This window comes from Dechloromonas sp. ZY10, from assembly GCF_041378895.1.
GTDB lineage: Bacteria > Pseudomonadota > Gammaproteobacteria > Burkholderiales > Rhodocyclaceae > Azonexus > Azonexus aquae.
This window is the reverse complement of sequence record NZ_CP144212.1, coordinates 1,806,133-1,827,862: the sequence shown is the minus strand read 5'-3', so window position 1 is coordinate 1,827,862 and position 21,730 is coordinate 1,806,133. Positions and strand designations below refer to the sequence as shown.

The following is a 21,730-nucleotide window of genomic DNA, read 5'->3' as shown; positions in this document are numbered from 1 at the left end:
CCGAACCGTGGTTCGGGCTTCCGGGGAAGAGGGATTTAGTTACGGTCCTGCAACAGGTCGCGCAGGCGCTTGGGCGCCGGTTGCAACGGGGTACGGACGCGGGTCCAGCCGCCTTGCCGGCGCGGTACCAGCCAGCGCAGACGGCTACCCAGCCAGGAGACGCCGCGATACAAGGCCGGCGAAGCGTAGACCGTGGCCCAGGCGCGCCAGATTGCCGAGATCAGCGGTGAATAGCCGGCGCCCTGGCCGCGCATGGCCGGCGTTTTACCCAAGTTCGCTTGCGGTTCGGAGAACGATTCTTCGCGCAGGCGGATCAGCAATTCCGGGATCGGAATCTTGACCGGGCAGACCTCGCCGCAAGCGCCGCACAGCGACGAAGCGGTGGTCAGGCCGGCAGTGGCTTCGAGCCCGAGCAGGTGCGGCGAGATGATCTTGCCGATCGGGCCGGGGTAGGTCGTGCCGTAGGCGTGGCCGCCGATCCGCGCATAGACCGGGCAGTGGTTCATGCAGGCGCCACAGCGGATGCATTGCAGCGTCTTGCGCAGCTGTTCGTCGGCGTAGGCCTGGCTGCGGCCGTTGTCGAGCAGGACCAAATGCACCTCTTGCGGCCCGTCCTTCTCGCCCGGCTGGCGCGGCCCGGAGATCATGTTGAAGTAGGTCGAGATGTTCTGGCCGGTCGCCGAGCGGGTCAGCAGCGAGTACAGCGGCGGCACATGCTCCAGCTTTTCGACGATCTTCTCGATGCCGGTAATCGCAATATGCACCGGCGGCGCGGTGGTGCACATCCGGCCGTTGCCTTCGTTTTCGACCAGGCACAGGGTGCCGGTTTCGGCGACGGCGAAATTGACGCCGGAGAGGCCGATGTCGGCGATTTCGAATTTTTCGCGCAGGACCTGGCGGCCGATCTGGATCAGCGCATCGACGTTGTCGGTGTACTCGACGCCGGGGACGTTCTCGGCAAAGAGTTGGGCGATCTGTTCCTTGGTCTTGTGGATCGCCGGCATGATGATGTGCGACGGCTTTTCATGCGCCAGCTGGACGATGTATTCGCCCATGTCGGATTCCAGCGCTTCGATCCCGGCCGCTTCGGCAGCGTGGTTGAGCTCGATTTCCTCGCTGACCATCGACTTGCCTTTGACCATCAGCTTGGCCGAGTGCTGGTGGCAGATGCCGAGGATGATCGCGTTGGCTTCCTCCGGCGTTTCCGCCCAGTGTACCTGGATGCCGTTACGGGTCAGGTTGGCTTCCAGCTGTTCGAGCAGGTCGGGCAGTTTGCTCAGGTTGTACTGGCGGATCTGCTCGCCGAGGCTGCGCAGGCTTTCCAGTTCCTCCGGATTGGGGAACTGCGCCGCGCGCTTCTGCATCAGGAAATCCATCGCGCCACGGAAACTCTGGCGCAGGAACGGATTGGCGACCACTTCGCCGGCCCGCTCGCGAAAACCGTCGGCCGGGCGGAAGTGCAGGGTGTGTTCGTGGCTCTGGCTCATGGTGCGGACTCCTCCAGCAACAGGACGACCAACTCCTTCGGGCCGTGCGCGCCGTAGGCCAGCGTCTGCTGGATGTCGGCGGTTTTGGACGGGCCGGAAATCAGCAGGGCGTTGGTCGGCAAACCGTTGTTCCAGCCTTCGCTGGTCATTGCCTCAAAGAAGGTGTTGTAAATCTTGCTCGCGTCGAGCAGCACGATATGCACCGGCGGCACCAGCGACATCAAGCGCGGTTCGTGCGCGTCCGGCCACAGGATCAAGGTGCCGGTTTCGGCAATCGCGGCGCGGGCACCGGTCAGGCTGGCCGGAATATGGCGGAACATCACGTCCTTGCCTTGCTCAATCGGCTGGTGGTAAGCGGTGCACTCAACGCCCAGTTCGGTCAGCGCTTCGAAAGCGCGGGCGCCGTGCTCGCTTTCAGGTGCCAGTAACAGGCGGCGCAGTTCCTTGGTGGCCAATACTTCCCACAGTTTCTGGATCCAGTTGCCGCGATTGACGGTGTGTACTTCGGCATGCGCCAGTTCGATGAAATGGCGGAAACGCTGCGCCTTGGTGGCCGCATCTTCAACGGGGCGATGCTGGGCGTACCAGTCGCCAACCTGCGGTGTCGCATTCACGGTCGACGGTGCCGCAGCACGTAATTTGGCGAGGATTCGGTCACGGGCGCTCATTGTTGGCTCTCCAGTTCAGCCGGCTGACCGCCGCTGCGGCGCAGCAGGAAGCTGGCGATATGTTCGCCGGGCAGCGAAGGTTCCTTGCGGCCTTCCTGCAGGTCTTTCCAGGCAGCATGGCCGAGGATGTTCATCAGGCAGCCGCAGTCGGCGCTGACCACGCGCTCGGCGCCGGTTGCCTTGAGCGATTTGACCTTGTCTTCGACCATTGCGCTGGAGATTTCCGGTTGCTTCACGGAGAAGGTGCCGCCAAAGCCGCAGCACTCGGATTCGTGGTCCTGTTGGGCGATGTGGACGTTTTTCAGGCCGGCGAGCAGTTGTTTGCCGGTCAGGTGTACCCCCATTTCGCGGCGGGCCGAGCACGAGGTATGCAAGACCACCGTGCAGTCGCTGCCGCAGTCCTGCGGCTTGAAATCAAGGATTTCGACCAGGAACTGGGTCAGTTCATAAACGCGCGCCGACAGCTTTTCGGCCTCGGCTTTGCGTGCCGGGTCGGCGGCAAACAGCGTCGGATAGTGGTGCTTCATCATCCCGGCGCAGGAGCCAGAGGGTACGACGACCGGCCAGTCTTCGGGGAACAGCGTCAGCTGGTGCGCGGCAACCTTGCGTGCTTCGTCGGCAAAACCGCTGGTATAGGCGGGTTGGCCGCAGCAGGTCTGGTCAGCGGGGAAATGCACGCGGATGCCTTCGCGTTCAAGCAGGGTGATGGCATCCATCCCGGCTCCCGGGAAGAACTGGTCGACGACGCAGGTCGCGAAGAAATAGACGTCGCGCGGACGCGGTGCAGTCGCAGGCGAAGAAGGAGTGGTCATGTTGTCTCCGATGGTGTGGCGGCGGTGGGCGGCCGTCCTGATCAGTATGGCAGTGGCGTGATCGGGAGCAAGCTCACTGAAAAAAGGGTCTGGTTTGCTTTAGGTAAAATGGTCAGACCACTTGTTCTCTGAGGATGAAATGTACGGGAATGTAACGGCTTCGTCAATGAATTCAAGGCTTAGATCAGGGAAAACCCCACGCTTGCACTTTCGCAAAACGCTGGCTAGAATGGCCTGGTCTTACCAATCAATGTGGTCTTACCAATTTAATTATGCCCGGCAAACTGCAGGTTCCCCGTATCTCCGATGCCATCGCTTCGACACTGGAGCGGCGCATTCTTGAAGGCTCGTTGCGGCCGGGAGATCGCCTGCCCGCCGAGCGCGAATTGGCGGTCGAACTGGGGGTGTCGCGGCCCAGTTTGCGCGAGGCAATCCAGAAACTGGCGTCGAAGGGCATGTTGCAAAGCCGCCAGGGCGGTGGCACTTTCGTCACCGATGCGCTGGAAACCAGCTTTTCCGACCCTTGGGCCGACATGATGGTGGGCCATCCGAATTTGCGCGAAGACATGCTCGAATTCCGCCGCATGCTCGAAGGGCAGGCCGCCGAATGGGCGGCCGAGCGTGCCACCGATGCCGACCTGCAACGCCTGGGACAGAGTTTTGCCGCCTTGCAGGCGACCTTCGAATCCGACGATACCGATCAACGTTCCGAAGCTGATATTGCCTTTCACCAAGCCATCGGCGACGCCGCGCACAATGTACTGATCGGCCATTTGTCCGGCGCCTTGCTGCGCCTGATGAACGACAACATCCGCCTCAACCTCGGCGAACTGAAAAGCGTGCCGGCCGCCAGCCGGCTGCTGATTGCGCAGCACACGGCAATTTACGAGGCGGTGCGTGACAAGAAACCGCAGGCCGCGCGCAGCGCCGCCGAAACCCATATCGATTTTGTCCGCGAGACCCTGGCGCAAACCCTGCGTTCGGTGGCTCGCCGCGAGACGGCAGAACGTCGGCTCGGCAGCGATTTTCACTCTTCCTGACTTTTAATTTCACCCCTGAAAGGACCCCGTGATGGAAGCCCTGGTCATCCCCTTTGAAAAACTGCGCATGACGGACGTCGAGCAAGTCGGCGGCAAGAATGCTTCGCTGGGCGAAATGATCTCCCAGCTGGCCGATACCGGTGTACGCGTGCCGGGCGGCTTTGCCACCACTGCCCACGCCTACCGCATCTTCCTGGCCCAGTCCGGCCTGGACGCCAAGATCAACGCCGCGCTCGACGCGCTGGATGTCGAAGACGTCAATGCCCTGGTCAAGACCGGTGCCGAGATCCGTCAGTGGGTGCTTGATACCCCGTTCCCGATGGAATTGACCATCGCCATCACCGAGCAGTACCAGCGCCTGGTGGCCGAATCGAACGCCGACATGTCCTTCGCCGTGCGCTCCTCGGCTACCGCCGAAGATCTGCCGGATGCTTCCTTCGCCGGTCAGCAGGAAACCTTCCTCAACATCGTCGGCCTGGAAAACATCATGCACGCGATCAAGGAAGTGTTCGCGTCGCTGTACAACGACCGCGCCATTTCCTACCGCGTGCACAAGGGCTTCCTGCACGCCGACGTGGCCCTGTCCGCCGGTATCCAGCGCATGGTCCGCTCCGACAAGGGCGCGGCCGGCGTGATGTTCACCCTCGACACCGAATCCGGTTTCCGCGATGCCGTGTTCGTCACCTCCAGCTACGGCCTGGGTGAGACCGTCGTTCAGGGCGCGGTCAATCCGGACGAGTTCTACGTGCACAAGCCGATGCTCGACGCCGGCAAGAAGGCCGTGGTCCGCCGCAACCTCGGCTCCAAGATGATCAAGATGACCTTTGCCGCCGAGAAGGTCGCCGGCAAGTCCACGATCACCGAAGATGTCGAAGAATCCCTGCGTCACCAGTTCTCGATCAACGACGAAGAAGTCATGGAACTGGCCCGCTACGCCCAGATCATCGAAAAGCACTACCAGCGTCCGATGGACATCGAGTGGGGCAAGGACGGTGTCGACGGCAAGCTGTACATCCTGCAGGCCCGCCCGGAAACCGTGCAGTCGCAGGCGCACGCCGGCAAGCAGGAAAAGTTCAAGCTCAAGTCCTACTCCAAGGTGCTGGCTTCCGGCCGCGCCATCGGCCAGAAGATCGGCGTCGGCCCGGTGCGCGTGGTCAAGGACCCGCGCGAAATGGACCAGGTCAAGCCGGGCGACGTGCTGGTCGCCGACATGACTGACCCGAACTGGGAACCGGTGATGAAGCGCGCTTCCGCCATCGTCACCAACCGGGGTGGCCGTACCTGCCACGCCGCGATCATCGCGCGTGAATTGGGCATTCCGGCCATCGTCGGCTGCGGTGACGCGACCGAAACCCTGACCGAGGGCGAAGTGGTGACCGTCAGCTGTACCGAAGGCGATACCGGCCACGTCTATCGCGGCCGCCTCGACTACGAAGTCACCACCCGCGACATCTCGGCGATGCCGGACGTGCCGGTCAAGGTGATGATGAACGTCGGCAACCCGGAACTGGCCTTCGAATTCGCCCAGCTGCCGAACGCCGGCGTGGGTCTGGCCCGTGTCGAGTTCATCATCAACAACGTGATCGGCATCCACCCCAAGGCCATCCTCGACGTCGAGCGCCTGCCGGCTTCCAAGCGCGAGGAAATCAAGCGCCGTGCGCGCGGCTACGCCACGCCGAAGGACTTCTTCGTCGAAAAGCTGGTGGAAGGTGTGTCGACCATCGCTGCCGCCTTCTGGCCGAACCCGGTGATCGTTCGCCTCTCCGACTTCAAGTCCAACGAGTACCGCAAGCTGCTCGGCGGCGACCTCTACGAGCCGGAAGAAGAAAACCCGATGCTCGGCTTCCGTGGCGCTTCGCGTTACATCGCCGACAGCTTCCGCGACTGTTTCGAGATGGAATGCCGCGCCATGAAGCGTGTGCGTGAAGAAATGGGCCTGACCAACGTTCAGTTGATGGTTCCGTTCGTCCGCACCGTCGGCGAAGGCCAGGCGGTGGTCGATCTGCTGGCCGAACACGGCCTGAAGCAGGGCGAAAACGAGCTGAAGCTGATCATGATGTGCGAAATCCCGTCCAACGCCCTGTTGGCCGACGATTTCCTGAAGATCTTCGACGGCTTCTCGATCGGCTCCAACGACCTGACCCAGCTGACCCTCGGCCTGGACCGCGACTCCGGTCTGGTTGCCAACCTGTTCGACGAGCGCGACCCGGCGGTCAAAATGCTGCTCGGCATGGCCATCGCCGCCGCCAACAAGGCCGGCAAGTACATCGGCATCTGCGGCCAAGGCCCGTCCGACCACCCCGATCTGGCCGAATGGCTGATGGACCAGGGCATCTCGTCGATCTCCCTGAACCCGGACACCGTGGTCGACACCTGGACCCGTCTGGCGACGCACAAAAAGGCCTGATTTTTACGGTCGACCGTGAAAAGCGGTCAAAAATGAACAAGGCCGGGAGCGATCCCGGCCTTTTTGTTTATGATCTCGTCCTTGGCATATTTTTGGCACAGAACAATGGACGACTTGGTATTCCTGCATGGTGTGGCACTGGCCAACTATCGTGGTATTGGTGAAAAACTGCAGCGGATTGGACCATTCCGGCGATTCAATTTTTTTGTTGGACCGAATAATGCGGGGAAGTCCTGTTTACTACATTTTATTGCTCGTCATCTAAATTTACTGGTATTAAATAAAAAAAATGTAAATGCTGATAGAAATATTGATCCACTAGATATTTACCTAGGTGCACATGAGAGTCAAATGGTAACGGGTGTGGCTGTGCCTGTCGAGATATACAAAGAAAGATTTCGTCTTTATTATGATGAGATGTTTGATGTTTTTAATTTAGGCAATTGCTTTGACAGTGTTTTTTGTGATTTGGATTTTGCTGGTTTATTATGGGTTGGGCGGAGCAATATTGGTTGTAAAATTTCTCTAGTCGACTGTAATCAGATTAATATAGATTTGCAAAAGAAAAGTCAGGAGCAATTGATGGCCTGGCGTATTATATGGGAAAGATTTTTCAATAAAACAGGAGGGAGCTTCAAAGAAAATTGGTTTCCAGATGTTTGTTATCATATTGTTAATGATACTCCATTGGATGCCATTGAAATCTCGGTGGTTCCAGCTTTTCGTAAAATTTCTGCTAAGGGAGAAGTTTTTGATGACTTAAGTGGAAGGGGCTTAATTGACGAGTTGGCTCGTCTCCAGAATCCAGGCGTGATGCAACGCAAAGAGCTAGAGAAATTTGAGCGTATCAATCAATTCTTGCAGAAGGTTACCGACCATCCCTCGGCTCGCATCGAAATACCCCATGACCGGGATGCAATTCTGGTGCACATGGACAACAAAGTTTTGCCCTTGAGTTCACTTGGAACAGGGATTCATGAAGTGGTTATGCTGGCAACGTTTTGTACGCTGAAAGAGCGCCAGATCGTTTGTATTGAAGAACCCGAAATTCATTTGCATCCGTTGCTTCAGCGGCGCTTGATTCAGTATCTCGACGAAAGCACCGATAATCAGTATTTCATTGCCACCCACTCGGCCAGCTTTATTGATATGCCCGGTGCGGCGGTATTTCGTGTTGCCAACAAAGATGGGCAGACGACGGTAGCGGCGGCGACGGATAATTCGTCAAGGTTCGATATTTGCCGCGACCTTGGTTACAAAGCATCGGATATTCTTCAAGCCAATGCTGTTGTTTGGGTCGAAGGCCCTTCGGATCGAATTTACATCCAGCATTGGATTAAAGCCTTGGCGCCAGAACTCCGGGAAGGGATTGATTATTCGATCATGTTCTACGGAGGTCGATTACTCAGCCACCTGAGTGCGGATGACCAAGAGGATAGCGATACTGACGTGCAGTCCTTGATCGCCGTGCGTCAATTAAATCGCCATTTGGCCGTTGTAATTGACAGTGACCGAGATGAGGCAGGGAAGCCGATTAATCAGACCAAGCAGCGAATTTTTGATGAATTACGTACTGACAGTGACACAGGTCTCTGTTGGATAACTGCTGGTCGGGAAATTGAGAACTACGTTAGCGAGTGCTTGATGACGGAGGCGTTGCGCGAATGTTGTCGCTCTTTTGATAAAAGACACAAAAAGAAGCAGTTTGACCATGTGCTACCTTTTCGCGATGCGAATGGAAAGCTGATCAAAGATGTCGATAAGGTCAAGGTTGCGCGTGCAGTTTGTGCCAAAGATGCTGACCTGGATGTTTTAGATCTACGCGAAATGATTGATAAATTGGTCAATTTGATTCGGCGGGCTTGTCGTTAATCATCCAATAAAAGATCGGAAAATGCTTGCTTTTGATCGCGGCTCAATCACCCCGCAGCATTCGCCGCATCAATAACCCCTGCATATCCCGCCGGCTGTCGCACACGATGTGGATGTAGATGGTTTCCTGGCGGATTTCGTAAATTATCCGATTCATCCCGGTGAGGACTTGGCGGTACTGGCCGGGGTTCAGCGTGCGCAGTTCGTCGGGGATGCCGCCAGCCTGCGGGTGGGTTTGCAGGGTCTGGACGCTGGTTTTGAGCTGAGCGAGGGTGGCTTGCCAGGTTGCGTTGCCAAAGTGGCGAACGATGTATTGCTTGAGTTCCTTGAGGTCTTGTTCGGCTGCCTTGAGGAAAACGACGCTGTAACTCACGCCACGTCCTCGCGCTCCAGATCGGCAAAAACGTCTGCGGCCGGGCGGAATTCCCCGCTTTCAATTTCCTTGTTGCCGAGGGCGAGCAGTTTGAGCATGGCCAGGGTTTCTGCCTGCTCTTCATAGGTTTTGACATCCATCACCACCAGCCTGGCTTCGCCGTTTTGCGTGATCAGCAGGGGTTCGCGGCTTTCTGGCAGGGTTTTGGCGATTTCTGCAGCGTGGCTCTTGAGGTAGGTGATCGGTTTGACTTGGGTTGAGAGCTTCATGGTGTACTCCGCGAATCAATCGGTTTGATTTTAGACCAAATTCAGCCTTGCTGAATGGGCGGTGGGTCGTCAACAAAAATATCTTCGGCCCCATTCACCGCGAGTTGACCCGCAAGCACGTGAGCGGTGTCGTCTATTGATATCGTCACCCGCTGCGATATGCCTTTCGCCCCTGCGGAATCTGAGCCGGCTGTGGTAAGAGAGGCCGGGAAATCAGTCGATATTCACGGTCGACCGTGAGTATTGGTCAAAATCAACAAGCTTGGGGGCGCTTCCGGTTTTCGCGGCGTTCCTGGCTTATTGGGCGGTTTCCGTAGTGTCTGCCAGCTCGGAGTTTGCGGCGGCACCGGCAGCGGGCGTCCCGCTCAAGGGCGCGGGGGAAGCCAGGTCGTGGAAGGGCGCATGATCGCGATGAGCCTGGGGATAAAGGAGCAAGGCTGGGAGTTCAGTCTTTTATCATCAGGCAGTGGGACGCGATTGCCGATCTTGCTTACGGCACCTGCCATCTGCCCGCCGGCTGGCTCAGGATCGTGGTGTGGGCTGGCCTGGCACGCTGGCTTCGAGGCTAGCTGTTTTCCGCCTGCCGCCTGAATTCGTCCGGCGTCTTGCCGGTGAGTTTGCGGAACATGGCGATGAAGGCCGAGGCGCTGGCGTAGCCAAGGTCGAGGGCGATGCTTTCGACGGTTTTGCCGGCATCGAGCAGGGGCATGGCGCGGACCACGCACAGGCGCTGCCGCCATTCGGCAAGCGACATGCCGAGTTCGCGCTGGGCGCGGCGGAGCAGGGTGCGTTCGCTGGTATGGGCGCTGCGTGCCAGTTCCGGCAGCGAGCGTTCGTCAGCCGGGTTGGCTTCGAGCGCGGAAAGGACCGGGGCGAGTAAGGGGTCGCGTGAGGTCGGCAGGTAGCTGCCGGCGCAGTCGGCGCTGGCCAGCTGGTCGACCAACACTTGCAGCAGGCGGCTTTCAGCCTCGCTGCGCGGCAGGCCGGGCGGATGCTGGCGCAGATGTTCGAGCAGGGCGCGCAGCAGCGGGCTGACGGTCAGGGCGCAGGGGCTGGTCGGGAGTTGCCGGCAGTGTTCGGCGGCGATGTAGAGCGAGCAGTGGCAGGCTTCGTGGCGGTTCAGCCCGCGATGCTCGACCTCGGGCGGCAGCCAGATGCCGTAGGGCGGCGGTGCCAGGTAGTGCATGTCGGCCAGCTTGATTTCCATAACTCCGCTGAACGAATAAACGAATTCGCCCCAGGGGTGGCGGTGTTGCGGATAGCTGGCTTCGGCCGGCATGCTCTCGCTGCGGAACCAGATCGGCGCTGGCAGCTGGTCGGTAAAGGGCACCGGCAGGTGGTGGCGGGCCAGCACTCCGGCGGCGAGATGCGGTATGGCAGCAGCGTCGGCGGTCGATGCGGACATGGCGGTTTTGCTCAATGACTTGGCGGATTTTCACTATATCAGGCGAAACTGTCAGTCGGATAATACGAGCCAACGAAAATCCCGGTTTTCACGGTCGACCGTGGCAACAGGCAAAAAACCTGGCGGGCGCCCGGCCTGCCGCGACGACAAGGATGCAAGCAATGGACCCACGACAAGCGCTGGACGGCAAGGCTGCCGCGATCATGACCGTGCTCTGCCTGATCTGGGGCTTGCAGCAGGTGGTGTTGAAAATGGCAGCGCCCGATGTGACGCCGCTGATGCTGATCGCGCTGCGCTCTGGCGCGGCGGCGCTGCTGGTGTGGGCGCTGATGCGCTGGCGCGGCGAGCGAATCGACCTGGCGCTGTGGCGGCCGGGGCTGGTGGTCGGCACCCTGTTCGGGATCGAATTCGTTCTGGTCGGCGAGGGGCTGCGCTTTACCTCGGCGGCGCATATGGTGGTGTTGCTGTACACCGCGCCGATTTTCGTCGCCCTCGGCCTACACTGGAAACTCCCGGCCGAGCGCCTGAGCCGGGTGCAGTGGGGGGGCATCGGGCTGGCCTTTGTCGGCATCGTGGTCACCTTTGCCGGGCGTGGCGGCGAGGCGGCGCCCGCCGACTGGAGCCGGGTGTTGTGGGGCGATCTGCTGGCCTTGCTGGCCGGTGCGGCTTGGGGGGCGACGACGGTGGCGGTACGGCTGTCGCGGCTGGCGCAGGCGCCGGCCACGCTGACGCTGCTTTATCAGCTGGTGGGCGGCTTTGCGGTGCTGATCGGCGCCGCCGGCCTGCTCGGGCAGTGGCATTTCAACTCGACGCCGGTAGCCTGGCTGAGTCTGCTATTCCAGGCAGTGGTGGTGTCTTTTTTCAGCTACCTGACCTGGTTCTGGCTGCTCAAGCGTTATCTGGCGTCCCGGCTAGGCGTGTTTTCCTTCCTGACGCCGCTGTTCGGCATGCTCTTCGGCGTCTGGCTGCTGGATGAGCCGCTGGAGGCCAGCTTTGTCGCCGGGACCGTGCTGGTCCTGGCCGGGGTGGCGGTGGTCAGCGGTTATGGCTGGTGGCGGCAGCGCCGGGCAGGCGCTGCGCGTTGAGCCTGTGGCGTCCGTTTAGTGCTTCTTGCCCATCCACTGGGCATTCTTGCCGTCGGAAGTCTTCTCGCAGCTGACTTCAACTCCTGAAATTACCGCCGTGCTGCCGACTTCCATGAACAGGCCCCGGTCGCCGTTCCAGCACTGCGGTGCTTTGGTCGCTGCCGGGGCCGCGCTTGCGGTGGTCGCCGGCGCGTTACTGGTTTGGGTGGCGGGAGGTTGGCTGCTGCAGGCGGCGAGACTCAGGGCCAGGGCAAAGGGGAGGGCGGTCAGGATGGGACGCATGATTTTCTCCAGGAATGAATATGCCGGGTGGCCGTTAGCCACCACCACCGCCATTCTGTTCGCCGCAGGTTACCGTTCTGTTGCAGTCGGCCTCCGCCACGGTCGACCGGCGCAACGGTGAAAAAGCCCGAGATTGCCGGCCGGCTTGGTTGCTACCGGCGATTCTGCGACAATCGCCGCCTTTCATCCTTGTTGCTGCATCATGATCCAGGGCCAGTTTCGCTATTCCATCCTGCAGGTTCCGCCGGAGGTTACCCCGCTCAAGCTGCGCGGTTACCTGCGCCGCGAACTCGACGCCGTGCAGGCTTCCGCGCAGGGCGAATCGGACATCATCCTGGTCCGTCTGTTCGTGCAGGAAAAAGTGCTCTTCGGGCTGGGGCCGAAGAAGGTCGACAGCCTGCTCGGCAGCCTGGTCGATAAATGCCCGAATATCGAGCGGATCGAGCTTGAAGCCTTGTCCCGCCCGCTCTCCGAAGAAGAAATGCGCGAAGCGGCTCACGAAGCGCAGGCCATGCTGCAGGAGATCGGCAACGAAGTGATGGCACAGCCGCATCTGGTCGCGCCACGCTGATCCCGCTTCCGGCGGCTTGATCGCGGAGAGAAAACGTCAAAGCCACGGCAAGGGTCCGTGGCTTTGACGTTTATAGGCCGCCGAGATCAGGTGCGGAAGCGGTTGACGATGCCTTCCAGTTCGCTGGCAACGGCTTCGAGACGGCGTGCCGAGTCGCGCATTTCCTGCATGTTGTGGCTGGTTCCTTCGACCATGTTGGCGATCTGCTCGACGCGCTGCGAAATCGAGGTCGAGGCCTGGCTCTGCTCGCGGGTCGCGGTGGCTACCGCACGGATGCGCTCCAGGGTTTGATGGGCCCCGCTTTCGATGCCGCTCAGGGAATCGGCAGCCGAAGTCGCCTGGCGGGCGCTGTGCTCGACTTCCGGCAACGCGGTTTCCATCGAGCGTACGGCATCGACGGTTTCCTGCTGGATGCTGGCGATCATCTGTTCAATTTCGGTGGTAGCGGTTGAGGTCCGCTCGGCCAGTTTGCGCACTTCGTCGGCAACTACCGCAAAACCGCGCCCTTGTTCGCCGGCACGGGCGGCCTCAATCGCAGCGTTGAGCGCGAGCAGGTTGGTCTGGCCGGCGATGTCCTTGATCACCCCGGCGATGCTGGAAATCTGGTTGGCCCGCTCGTCCAGCGTGCGGATGTTGCTGGAGGCCTGAGTCACTGTCTGCGCCACCTGCTGGATGGCGCCGGTTGCATCGCGGGCCCGTTGGGTGCCTTCGCCGGCCAGGCGGACGGCTTCCTGCGAGAACTGTTCGGTATCGGTCGCGTTATCGGAAATGTGGGCTGAACTGGCGGTCAGTTCTTCGATTGCGGCGGCCATCGATGAGGTGGCCTCCGATTGTTGCAGAGCGGCATCGCTGACATTGGCTGCCGTCTGGCTGATGATGGTCGCGTTGCGGTTGAGGGTGCGCGCATTCTCGCGGATGTCGTCGAGCATCCCGGCCAGCGCGCCGGTCATCTGCGCCAGTGCCGCCAGCAGGCTGCCGGCCGGGGCGCTACGGGCCTGCGGGCTGAGATCGCCGGCGGCAACCCGCTGCATCACCGCGACGGCATCGGCCGGCTCGCCTCCGATCTGCTGCATCACGCTGCGCGATACGGCAAAGGAAAGTATCCCGATCAGCAGGATCGGAATCAGCGAAATGCTGCCCTGACTGACCAGTTTTTCGCGGAAGACCTGGGCTTCGTTGTCGAGGTAGATGCCGCTGCCGATCACCCAGTTCCACGGGGCAAACTTCATCAGGAACAGCAGTTTAGGCACCTGTTCGTTGCCGCCCGGGCGGGTGAAGGTGGTTTCAAGGAAGGCTTCCGGCTGATTGGCAACCGCACCGATGATGGGCGGCAGGGTGGCCTGGCCCTGAGCGTTCTTCAGCTTGTCCATCATGTTCTGGCCTTCGAACTCGCGCTTGATGTGGGCCACTCCGACGCCTTCGCCGGTCCAGGCATAGTAATACTCGGTCTTGCCGTCGGCTCCGCCGTAACGCGCATTGCGGATTGCGGCGGCGGCCAGCTTCTGGGCTTCGGCCCGGCTGAGCTCGCCGCTGGTTTCCAGGGCATGGTAGTGCGCGACGATGTGGTAAATCCCCTGGACCCCATGGCGAATCTGTTCCCGGTTGCTGGCCTGCAGCGTGCTGCGGGCATTGACGGCGCCGAGGAAGGCGATCAGCAACATGCCGATCATCGCGGCGACGACAATCAGGATCAATTTATGTTGCAGCTTGAGTCGGTGCATGATGAATTCTCCCTTTTTTGGCAACGGCAGCGGTTTGTTTTCGGGCTGCCTGAGTGGCGGCGGGAAGGTGCTTCCTGCCCGGTTTGGCGTGTTTGCTTTTTAGTGTGAAATTCGGCGCAACTTGCCTGGAGGATAGCCGAATTTACGGGTAAATGCGGCAGTAAAGTGGTTGGCATGCGCGTAGCCGAGGCGGGCGGCCAGAGTCTTGATTGCAACCCGGCTATGGCTGAGCGCCGCGTGGGCGGCTCGCAGGCGGTAATCGGTGACAAAGGCAATAATCGAAAGACCGAACTCCTTCTTGAATTGCTCGTTGAGGGTTCGTGCCGAAATATCGTATTCGCGAGCAATTTCCGCGAGTGGCGGCACTTTACCGTCGAGGCCGAGCAGTTTGTGATGGAGGTCGCGCACAACGGAGCGGCTCAGGCATTTCTCCGGCAGCGGCTTGCGGTTGTCGAGCAGATGGGTGCTCAAGGCGCACAAATATTCGAGGACCTTGGCTTGGGCCGCCAATTGGCGCATCCGCCCGCGATAAGGGTTGTGCATTGCCTGGCGCAGTGGCAACGAGACATGGCGCGGCATTGGATGGGCGTGCAGTGCCGGGGTTTGTTGCAGCTGTAGCGCCTGCAACAAGGCCTGGCTGTGATCGCTGCCCAGCAATTCGTGCAGGCGGCTGCGATACAGGCAGAGGCTGGTGCTGTCGACATCGCCGCCGGCGTCGCAGGAGGCAACGAAGGAAAAGCGGTCGGCGTAGCGAAAAAGATCGGTCCCCGGCTCGCAAGCGACAGTGATTTCGGGAAAACGCTCCCTTTGCAGACACCGCCCACGTTCAATCGAGCGGATCATCAAGGCCTCTTCTTCCAGTTCGGAAGCAAATTCGCCTATTTGCGTCCAGACGCCGGGTTCAGGCTGGCGAAAAATCACTCTGGCGTGAAAGATGAATACCCCGGGCTCCAGGCAGGCTGATTCGTTGAACGAATCGAGCAGCGCCCCCTGGCTGCTTGGGACAACCCGGACCGTTGCCAGCTCCGGGGCATTTTGGATGTGCGAGCTTTGGCAGTTGCTGTCGATCAGCCAGTGGATACGGATTTGCTTCATCGCTACGCCGTCGCGGTGAAGGGCGACTCGTGGTTTTTAATTTTTAATTATACGGGGCGTGACGACGGCTTCACTGGCGATGGGGTTCCGGCATGGAAAAATGCGATTTCGCGTAGGTTCCGGCAACCGCAGCAAGTTGCAAAAGTGTTGATTTGGAAAAAAATGCCGATTTTTACGGTCGACCGTAAAAATCGGCATTTTTGCTGCCGGGTTCAGCGGACTACTTTAAGCAGTTCAACCTCAAAGGTCAGTGTCGCATTGGGGGGAATCACGTTGCCGGCACCACGGCTGCCGTAGGCGATTTCCGGCGGGCAGGTAAGTTTGGCCTTGCCACCTTCGCGCATTTTGGCAACTCCTTCGGTCCAGCAGGGAATCACCCGGTTGAGCGGAAAACTGGTCGACTGGCCGCGCTTGTAAGAGCTGTCGAATTCGCTGCCGTTGGCCAGCGTGCCGCGATAGTGCACCTCGACGGTCGATTGCGGCGTGGGCTGCGCGCCCTGGCCGTCCTTGAGCGATTCGTAGATCAGGCCGGAGGCAGTTTTTTCCGCCGGGGCGGCAAAAAGGCTACCGGCAGCGGCAAAGAGCAGGGTGGCAAGCAGGCTGGGGCGAAGGAATGGCATTGGTTTCTCCAAGAGTCAGGCGGCGCAAGCTAACCCGAAGTCGGGACAGAGGCAAGCCCGAGCCACGGGTAACAGGCTGGCGTGACACCATGAAGCAAGGCACGAGCTTTGCTTTGGTGTCATCGAGTTGACGCTTGCCGTCCCGTCGGGGCCGGCCGTAGTGGCCGTTTTTGGCCCATACCCACCACGAAAGAAGCCCGCATGAAAACCCTGACCGCCACCTGCAGCAAGTCTTTTGAAGAGAGTGCGACCATAGCCGCTGCTTATCTCGATGCCTGCGATGCAGGAGCCGTCAATGTCCGTCTCGACCCCGAGTATTACCAGGCCTGCGCAACACTGTTGCAGAAACTGTTTACCCTCTTTTCTCCTGCGCCTTTCGCAGACTTGCTGGCGGCCTCACCGGCTGCCCGCGAAGTGGCTGAAAATCTGCAGCCGGTGAACTTTCCGGGGGAGTGGCTGGGGGCTGCCGGTGCGGGGCCGCAACGTGCCTGAGCGGCACTGGCCGACCACCACATCCGGGGCGGCGCTGGCCGAACCGGCCAGTTTTCTGCGCGAACTCGGGCTGGCCCTGCATCAGAGCGGGGCCGCAGCCCATGAACTGGAGCAGTGGCTGCAACAGGTTGGGCGGCAGCTTGGTCTGCAAGCCGAGGCCTATGCCGTCCTGACCTTCCTGGCGCTCACCGTACACGATCAGGCCGGAGCACAGAAAACCGAAATGCTGCGGCTGCCAGCCTATGACTACAACATGGCGCGCCTGATCGAACTGCAGGCCTTGTGTCGGGAAGTTAGCGGGACCACGGATTTGCTGCGCTATCGCCAGCGCCTTGCCTCGATCATGGCGGCGCCGCCACCCTGGTGTGGCTGGCGCTTCGCCGCCCTCGGCTTTCTGCTGTCGGCTTCGCTGGCGGCCCTGCTGCGGGGCGGCCTTGGCGAAATCCTTTGCGGCGGCCTGATCGGCGCTGTTTTCGTCAGTCTCCATCGGCTGTGCGGGCGAGTGCCGCGGCTGGCGCCGGCGGTGCCGGTGCTGCTCTGCGCGCTGGCGGCAATCCTGGCCCAGGGGCTGGCGCATGGATTGCCGCTGGCTTCGCCACTGATCGCTGCGGTGGCCGGCGTGGCGCTGCTGCTGCCTGGGTTCACGCTAACGGTCGCGATGTCGGAACTGGCGACGCAGAACTATCTGGCCGGCACCGGGCGGCTGGTCGGGGCGCTGATCCTGCTGTTCCTGATGGGCGCCGGACTGGCGATCGGCAGCACCTTGACCGTCGCGCTGTGGCCGGCGGCGGCCAGCCTGCCGGTCGAGGTTTTGCCCGGCTGGGCGATCTGGCCGGCAGTCGCGGTGCTCGGCGTGTCCTTGCTGGCGGTGGTGCAGGCGCCGTGGTCGGCGCTGCCAGTTTCGGTCGGCGGTTGCCTGCTCGCCTGGGCCGCCTACAGCTTTTTTGGCGCCGCGCTGGGCGAGATCTTCGCCGCCTTTGCCGCGTCCTTTTGTGTGGCTGCTGCCGGCCACGTCTATGCCCGGCTCAGTGGTCGGCCGGCGGTGCTGGTGCAGATTCCCGGCCTGATCACGCTGGTTCCCGGGAGCATGGGCTTTCGCGGCCTGCACGCGCTGATCGGGCACGACAGCCTGGCCGGTATCGGCCTGCTCACCGACATGCTGCTGACCGGCGCCTTGCTCGCGGTTGGCCTGCTGCTCGCCGACAACCTGCTGCCGCTGCTCGGCCGTCAGGCCGAAGGTTCGGAGTAGGGCGCCAGACCCCAGGCGGCGCTGCCGCAGTGAACGAAAAACGGGCAGCCGAGGCTGCCCGTTGTTGCTTGCGCCTACCGGATCAGGCAGCGTTGAGCGCCTGGTCGAGATCGGCGATCAAGTCGTCGATGTGCTCGATACCGACCGACAGGCGGATCATGTCTTCGGAGACGCCGGCCTTGACCAGTTCTTCCGGCGACAGCTGACGGTGCGTGGTCGAGGCCGGGTGGCAGGCCAGCGACTTGCAGTCACCGATATTGACCAGGCGGGTGACCAGTTGCAAGGCGTCCTGGAAGCGGGCGCCGCCGTCGCGGCCGCCCTTGACGCCGAAGTTCAGGATGCCGGAAGCGCGGCCGCCCATGTACTTCTGCACCAGCGGGAAATCCTTGTGATCCTCGAGGCCGGCGTAATTGACCCAGCTGACCTTGGGATGGTTCTTCAGGAACTTGGCAATCGCGGTGGTGTTATCGCAGGTGCGGTCCATGCGCAGGGCCAGGGTCTCGATGCCTTGCAGGATCAGGAAGGCGTTCATCGGGCTGATCGCGGCGCCCATGTTGCGCAGCGGCACGACGCGGGCGCGGCCGATGAAGGCAGCGGGGCCGAGGGCTTCGGTGTACACCACGCCGTGGTAGGAGACATCCGGCTCGTTCAAGCGCTTGAAGCGGGCCTTGTGCTCGGCCCACGGGAACTTGCCGCTATCGACGATGATGCCACCGATGGAATTGCCGTGGCCGCCGAGGTACTTGGTCAGCGAGTGCACCACGATGTCGGCGCCGTGCTCGAAGGGACGGCACAGGTAGGGCGAGGGCACGGTGTTGTCGACGATCAGCGGCAGACCGTGCTTGTGCGCGAGTTCAGCGAGCTTTTCGAAGTCGGTGATGTTGCCCAGCGGGTTGCCGACCGATTCGCAGTAGATGGCCTTGGTGCGGCTGTCGATCAGCTTTTCGAAGGCTTCCGGATCGCGGTAGTCGGCAAAGCGGACTTCGATGCCGTACTGCGGGAAGGTGTGGGCGAACAGGTTGTAGGTGCCGCCGTAGAGGGTCGAGGCGGAGACGAAGTTGTCACCGGCTTCGCAGATCGTCTGGATCGCGTAGGTGATCGCAGCCATGCCCGAGGCCACGGCCAGCGCGGCAATGCCGCCTTCCATGGCGGCGACGCGCTTTTCCAGCACGTCCTGGGTCGGGTTCATGATCCGGGTGTAGATGTTGCCGGCGACCTTGAGGTCGAACAGGTCGGCACCGTGCTGGGTGCTGTCGAAAGCGTAGGAAGCGGTCTGGTAAACCGGGACGGCGACTGCCTTGGTGGTCGGGTCCGGGCTGTAGCCGCCATGCACGGCCAAGGTTTCGATCTTCATGCTTGAGTCTCGCTGTTCTTGTAGTGGTGGAAGCCGAGAGTCTAGCAGGAAGCCGCCCCGGCCGGGACCGGGGCGGTGCTTGGGGAGATCAGAGCGACTGCAGCTGGCCGTTGACCACCCGGACCCGGTCGCCACGGCGCCAGACCGGGGCGCCGTCATGGACGATGCTGCGGGTGCTGCCATCGTCAAGGCGGACGGTCACCTCGGTATCGCGTTCGGCACGGGCATTCTTTTCAACCTGGTGGCCGGCGAAGGCGCCACCGACGACGCCGAGCAGGGTCGCCAGCTGGTTGCCCTTACCTCGGCCGATCTGGTTGCCGAGCAGGCCGCCGGCAACCGCGCCGCCAACCGCGCCGAGGCCGCTGCCTTCGCCGGGGCGGGCCAGTTCGCGCATCGACTCGACCTCGCCGCAATTGGCGCAGGGCGGCGGTGCGGGTGGGGCGGTGCTGCGCAGCACGTCGGGCGGGAGGGTCGAGGCAGCAGCCGGAGCCAGCGTGTTTTCGGAGGCCGGCGGCGGGCTTGTGGCCGCCGATTTGGCGCTCACCTTGGCTGTGCTGGCCGGCTTGTGCGGTTTGGCCGGCGGGGGGGCGCTCGCCGCTGGCGCAGCAGTCGTTGCTGCCGGAAGCGCCAGCGTGGGCGAGGTGGCCGGCGGGCTGCCGGCGGTGATTGGCAGGGCATTCGCCAACGAGGCCGGCGGCGCAGCGGCCGCCAGGCTCTGAGCGGTGGTTGCATGGCTGGCCGGTAACCAGCCAAGCAAAGTGGCGGTTGCGGTCAGGCTGGCGAGCGTCACCGCGCCGGCGGCGACCAGCAGCATCGGGTGGGTTTTACGAAGGATGGGGCGCAGCGGGGTGTTCATGGCATTTATCCTGGGCAGGTCGGTGTCGATCATGCTGCGGATAACGCGCCATCGGCGCCCGGCGGCGACGGCGGAAACAAAGCCTTACGTTTGCTTACTCACCGTGAACTGGCTCGCGGGCGTCGGCAGCGTTTTTGCCCGGTCGCCGGGGGAGCAGGAAGCGGCCGGGGTCGCAGGCGTCGACCAGGTCGCTTTCAAGGGGTAGCGGTTCGCCTTCGAGACGGGAAAGCAGCAGGTCGGCCATCAGCGCCGACCAGACGATGCCGCGGGCGCCGAAGCCGAGCACGCACCACAGGCCGGGCAGTTTCGGTTGTGCCGGCAGGCGCTGGTTGGGGCGCACGGCGGCGACATCGGGAACCGGGCCGACCATCGGCAGGCGGTCGGGCGACATCGGGCGGAAGCCGACCCGGCCGTGCAGCGTTTCCGCCGCCAGCGGGCCAGCCTCGCCAGCGGCAAAGCCGGGCAGCATCAATTCCAGCCGGGCGAGGTTTTCGCGGTGATCGGCGACGCGCTCGGCGCTATCCGGATCACCTGGCTGCAGCGTGGCGCCCGCCAGGACCAGCCCATCGACCGCCGGCGCCACGTAGCCTAGCTTGCAGACGACGTGCGGCAGGCCGCCGCCGGCCAGTTTGGCAGCCGGCAAATGGCTGACCTGACCGCGCGCGGCCTTTTGTGGCAGCCAGGCCAGCGGTGCCAGTTGGGTGGCGGCGGCACCGTTGGCGACGATCAGGACCGGGGCTTCGGCAAGCAGGCTGCCGTCGGCTGCCAGCGCCTGCCACAAGGGCGTGCCGTCGGCGCTTTTTTGCTGTTCGACACGGTCGACCGTGGTATTCGGCAAAAAAGCGATGTGTTCGCCACCGGCTTGCAAGGCGGCGCGGCAGAGCGACGGCGGTTGTACCCAGCCGCCTTGCGGGAACCACCAGCCGCCAGTGCTGACCGGGTGGCCGAGACGTTCTGAAGCGGCGACGGCGTCGAGGTATTGCAGTATTTCCGGCGGCCAGCCGAGTTGCTCGACGGTGCGTTTCTGCTGGGCTTCGTGGATCGCCTCGCGGCCCAGGTGGAGCACGCCGCAGGCGTCCCAGCGGGCCTCCGGCAGTTCCTGCAGCAAGGCGCGGGTGGCCAGGTAGCCGGCACGGGTCAGGCGCGACAGGCGGTTGTCGTCGGCACTCGGCAAGGGGCGCAGGACGCCAGCCAGGTTGCTGGAGGCACCGCAGCCGGGCGCCGCAGCGGCGTCGATGACCGTAACCTGCCAGCCGGCGCGGGCTAGCGCGTGGGCGCTGGTGCTGCCGGCAATGCCGGCGCCGAGCACGATCGCCCGGCGGTCCTGCGGCGGGGCATGGCGATCCGGGCGGCGCGAGCGAAAGCGGCCGACCAGCATCTGTCGCTTGCCGGCAAAGCCGGGGCGCTTTTCCAGGGCGAATTCGGCGTCGGCCAAGGCTTGCCGAACATGGCCGGCGACCGACCAGGTGGCCAGCGTCGCAGCGGGTGCCGCGAGGCGAGCCAGTGCCTGACAGAGGTCCGGCGTCCACAGTTCGGGATTTTTTGCCGGCGAAAAACCATCTAGGAAAAAGGCATCGACGCTGGCGTCGACCGTGCGCAAGCTGCGTGTGGCATCGCCGAAGACCAGGGTCAGGATCAGTTGCCGGCCATCGGCCTCGCTGAAGTGCAGCCGGTGGATACCCGCCGTCAGCGGCGGCCAGGCTGCCTGCAGCCTGGCCGCCAGGGTGCCGAACTCGGGCCAGGCGGCTTGAGCCCGGGCCAGGTCGGCGGCCGGAAAGGGGTGTTTTTCGAAGGAAACGAAGTGCAGCCGTCGGCAACCCTGCGCATCGTTGCGCCAGGCTTCCCAGGTGGCGAGAAAATTGAGCCCGAGGCCGAAGCCGGTTTCGAGTACGACGAAGCGGTGGCGGCCGTGCCAGCGTTCAGGCAGGTCATTGCCGGCTAGAAAGACATGGCGGGCCTGTTCCGGGCCGCCGTGGGTCGAGTGGTATACGTCGCCGTAGGCCGCCGACCAGGGGGTGCCGTCGGCAGCGAATTCGAGCCGGGCCGGGGCGAACTGCGAAGCGTCGTTCATC

General features: G+C 62.3%; 20 protein-coding genes. 7 read left to right on the top strand and 13 right to left on the bottom strand.

Annotated features, from left to right (window positions below; all coding sequences use genetic code 11):
• Window positions 1–35 precede the first annotated feature (35 nt).
• From VX159_RS08365 to VX159_RS08355, 3 genes are read right to left on the bottom strand one after another with little or no spacing between them, the layout of a single operon-like run.
• Entirely contained in the window at window positions 36–1,487 is a 1,452-nt protein-coding gene (locus VX159_RS08365) for a LutB/LldF family L-lactate oxidation iron-sulfur protein (RefSeq protein ID WP_371322433.1), read from the bottom strand.
• Window positions 1,484–2,155, bottom strand: a complete 672-nt coding sequence (locus VX159_RS08360; RefSeq protein ID WP_371322432.1) for a lactate utilization protein C — start codon at window positions 2,153–2,155, stop codon at window positions 1,484–1,486. The genes VX159_RS08365 and VX159_RS08360 overlap by 4 nt, the downstream gene beginning before the upstream one ends.
• Window positions 2,152–2,967: a (Fe-S)-binding protein gene (locus tag VX159_RS08355; protein WP_371322431.1), complete on the bottom strand. Its 816-nt coding sequence runs from the start codon at window positions 2,965–2,967 to the stop codon at window positions 2,152–2,154. Before VX159_RS08355 ends, VX159_RS08360 begins: the two co-directional genes overlap by 4 nt.
• Before the next feature lie 272 nt (window positions 2,968–3,239).
• Here VX159_RS08355 and VX159_RS08350 point away from each other — a divergent pair, with 272 nt between their 5' ends.
• The 3 genes from VX159_RS08350 to VX159_RS08340 all read left to right on the top strand — a co-directional run bounded on the left by VX159_RS08350 (window position 3,240) and on the right by VX159_RS08340 (window position 8,286).
• The gene (locus VX159_RS08350) at window positions 3,240–4,007 is read left to right on the top strand and encodes an FCD domain-containing protein (RefSeq protein WP_371322430.1); all 768 of its coding nucleotides are present in this window, start codon (window positions 3,240–3,242) and stop codon (window positions 4,005–4,007) included.
• A gap of 31 nt (window positions 4,008–4,038) precedes the next feature.
• Entirely contained in the window at window positions 4,039–6,414 is a 2,376-nt protein-coding gene (ppsA, locus tag VX159_RS08345) for a phosphoenolpyruvate synthase (RefSeq protein WP_371322429.1), read from the top strand.
• Between the two features lie 105 nt (window positions 6,415–6,519).
• Complete coding sequence (locus VX159_RS08340; protein ID WP_371322428.1) at window positions 6,520–8,286, top strand: AAA family ATPase; 1,767 nt, start codon at window positions 6,520–6,522, stop codon at window positions 8,284–8,286.
• 43 nt (window positions 8,287–8,329) lie between these two features.
• On the opposite strand, the gene VX159_RS08335 is transcribed toward VX159_RS08340, so the two are convergent.
• The 3 genes from VX159_RS08335 to VX159_RS08325 all read right to left on the bottom strand — a co-directional run bounded on the left by VX159_RS08335 (window position 8,330) and on the right by VX159_RS08325 (window position 10,333).
• Window positions 8,330–8,659, bottom strand: a complete 330-nt coding sequence (locus tag VX159_RS08335) for a type II toxin-antitoxin system RelE/ParE family toxin (RefSeq protein WP_371322427.1) — start codon at window positions 8,657–8,659, stop codon at window positions 8,330–8,332.
• Window positions 8,656–8,928, bottom strand: coding sequence for a type II toxin-antitoxin system Phd/YefM family antitoxin (locus tag VX159_RS08330; protein WP_371322426.1), 273 nt, complete (start codon window positions 8,926–8,928; stop codon window positions 8,656–8,658). The genes VX159_RS08335 and VX159_RS08330 overlap by 4 nt, the downstream gene beginning before the upstream one ends.
• Before the next feature lie 565 nt (window positions 8,929–9,493).
• Window positions 9,494–10,333, bottom strand: coding sequence for a helix-turn-helix domain-containing protein (locus VX159_RS08325; protein ID WP_371322425.1), 840 nt, complete (start codon window positions 10,331–10,333; stop codon window positions 9,494–9,496).
• Between the two features lie 161 nt (window positions 10,334–10,494).
• Here VX159_RS08325 and VX159_RS08320 point away from each other — a divergent pair, with 161 nt between their 5' ends.
• Entirely contained in the window at window positions 10,495–11,418 is a 924-nt protein-coding gene (locus VX159_RS08320) for a DMT family transporter (RefSeq protein WP_371322424.1), read from the top strand.
• 15 nt (window positions 11,419–11,433) lie between these two features.
• On the opposite strand, the gene VX159_RS08315 is transcribed toward VX159_RS08320, so the two are convergent.
• Entirely contained in the window at window positions 11,434–11,700 is a 267-nt protein-coding gene (locus tag VX159_RS08315) for a hypothetical protein (protein WP_371322423.1), read from the bottom strand.
• A 202-nt stretch (window positions 11,701–11,902) separates the two neighbouring features.
• Here VX159_RS08315 and VX159_RS08310 point away from each other — a divergent pair, with 202 nt between their 5' ends.
• A complete protein-coding gene (locus tag VX159_RS08310) occupies window positions 11,903–12,271 on the top strand; it encodes a hypothetical protein (protein WP_371322422.1) in 369 nt (122 codons plus the stop codon).
• Between the two features lie 86 nt (window positions 12,272–12,357).
• Here the strand turns inward: VX159_RS08310 and VX159_RS08305 are convergent, their stop codons facing one another.
• The 3 genes from VX159_RS08305 to VX159_RS08295 all read right to left on the bottom strand — a co-directional run bounded on the left by VX159_RS08305 (window position 12,358) and on the right by VX159_RS08295 (window position 15,707).
• Entirely contained in the window at window positions 12,358–13,992 is a 1,635-nt protein-coding gene (locus tag VX159_RS08305; RefSeq protein WP_371322421.1) for a methyl-accepting chemotaxis protein, read from the bottom strand.
• 99 nt (window positions 13,993–14,091) lie between these two features.
• Complete coding sequence (locus VX159_RS08300) at window positions 14,092–15,087, bottom strand: helix-turn-helix transcriptional regulator (protein ID WP_371322420.1); 996 nt, start codon at window positions 15,085–15,087, stop codon at window positions 14,092–14,094.
• 212 nt (window positions 15,088–15,299) lie between these two features.
• The gene (locus tag VX159_RS08295; RefSeq protein ID WP_371322419.1) at window positions 15,300–15,707 is read right to left on the bottom strand and encodes an FKBP-type peptidyl-prolyl cis-trans isomerase; all 408 of its coding nucleotides are present in this window, start codon (window positions 15,705–15,707) and stop codon (window positions 15,300–15,302) included.
• A 201-nt stretch (window positions 15,708–15,908) separates the two neighbouring features.
• On the opposite strand from VX159_RS08295, the gene VX159_RS08290 reads away from it, so the two are divergent.
• Window positions 15,909–16,199, top strand: coding sequence for a hypothetical protein (locus VX159_RS08290; RefSeq protein ID WP_371322418.1), 291 nt, complete (start codon window positions 15,909–15,911; stop codon window positions 16,197–16,199).
• Window positions 16,192–17,448 (top strand): threonine/serine exporter family protein, encoded by a 1,257-nt coding sequence (locus tag VX159_RS08285; protein ID WP_371322417.1) that lies wholly within the window; start codon window positions 16,192–16,194, stop codon window positions 17,446–17,448. The genes VX159_RS08290 and VX159_RS08285 overlap by 8 nt, the downstream gene beginning before the upstream one ends.
• An 82-nt stretch (window positions 17,449–17,530) precedes the next feature.
• On the opposite strand, the gene VX159_RS08280 is transcribed toward VX159_RS08285, so the two are convergent.
• The 3 genes from VX159_RS08280 to mnmC all read right to left on the bottom strand — a co-directional run bounded on the left by VX159_RS08280 (window position 17,531) and on the right by mnmC (window position 21,729).
• Window positions 17,531–18,802, bottom strand: a complete 1,272-nt coding sequence (locus VX159_RS08280; protein ID WP_371322416.1) for an O-acetylhomoserine aminocarboxypropyltransferase/cysteine synthase family protein — start codon at window positions 18,800–18,802, stop codon at window positions 17,531–17,533.
• 88 nt (window positions 18,803–18,890) lie between these two features.
• Complete coding sequence (locus tag VX159_RS08275; RefSeq protein ID WP_371322415.1) at window positions 18,891–19,658, bottom strand: glycine zipper 2TM domain-containing protein; 768 nt, start codon at window positions 19,656–19,658, stop codon at window positions 18,891–18,893.
• Between the two features lie 94 nt (window positions 19,659–19,752).
• Entirely contained in the window at window positions 19,753–21,729 is a 1,977-nt protein-coding gene (mnmC, locus tag VX159_RS08270; protein WP_371322414.1) for a bifunctional tRNA (5-methylaminomethyl-2-thiouridine)(34)-methyltransferase MnmD/FAD-dependent 5-carboxymethylaminomethyl-2-thiouridine(34) oxidoreductase MnmC, read from the bottom strand.
• Window position 21,730 lies beyond the last annotated feature (1 nt).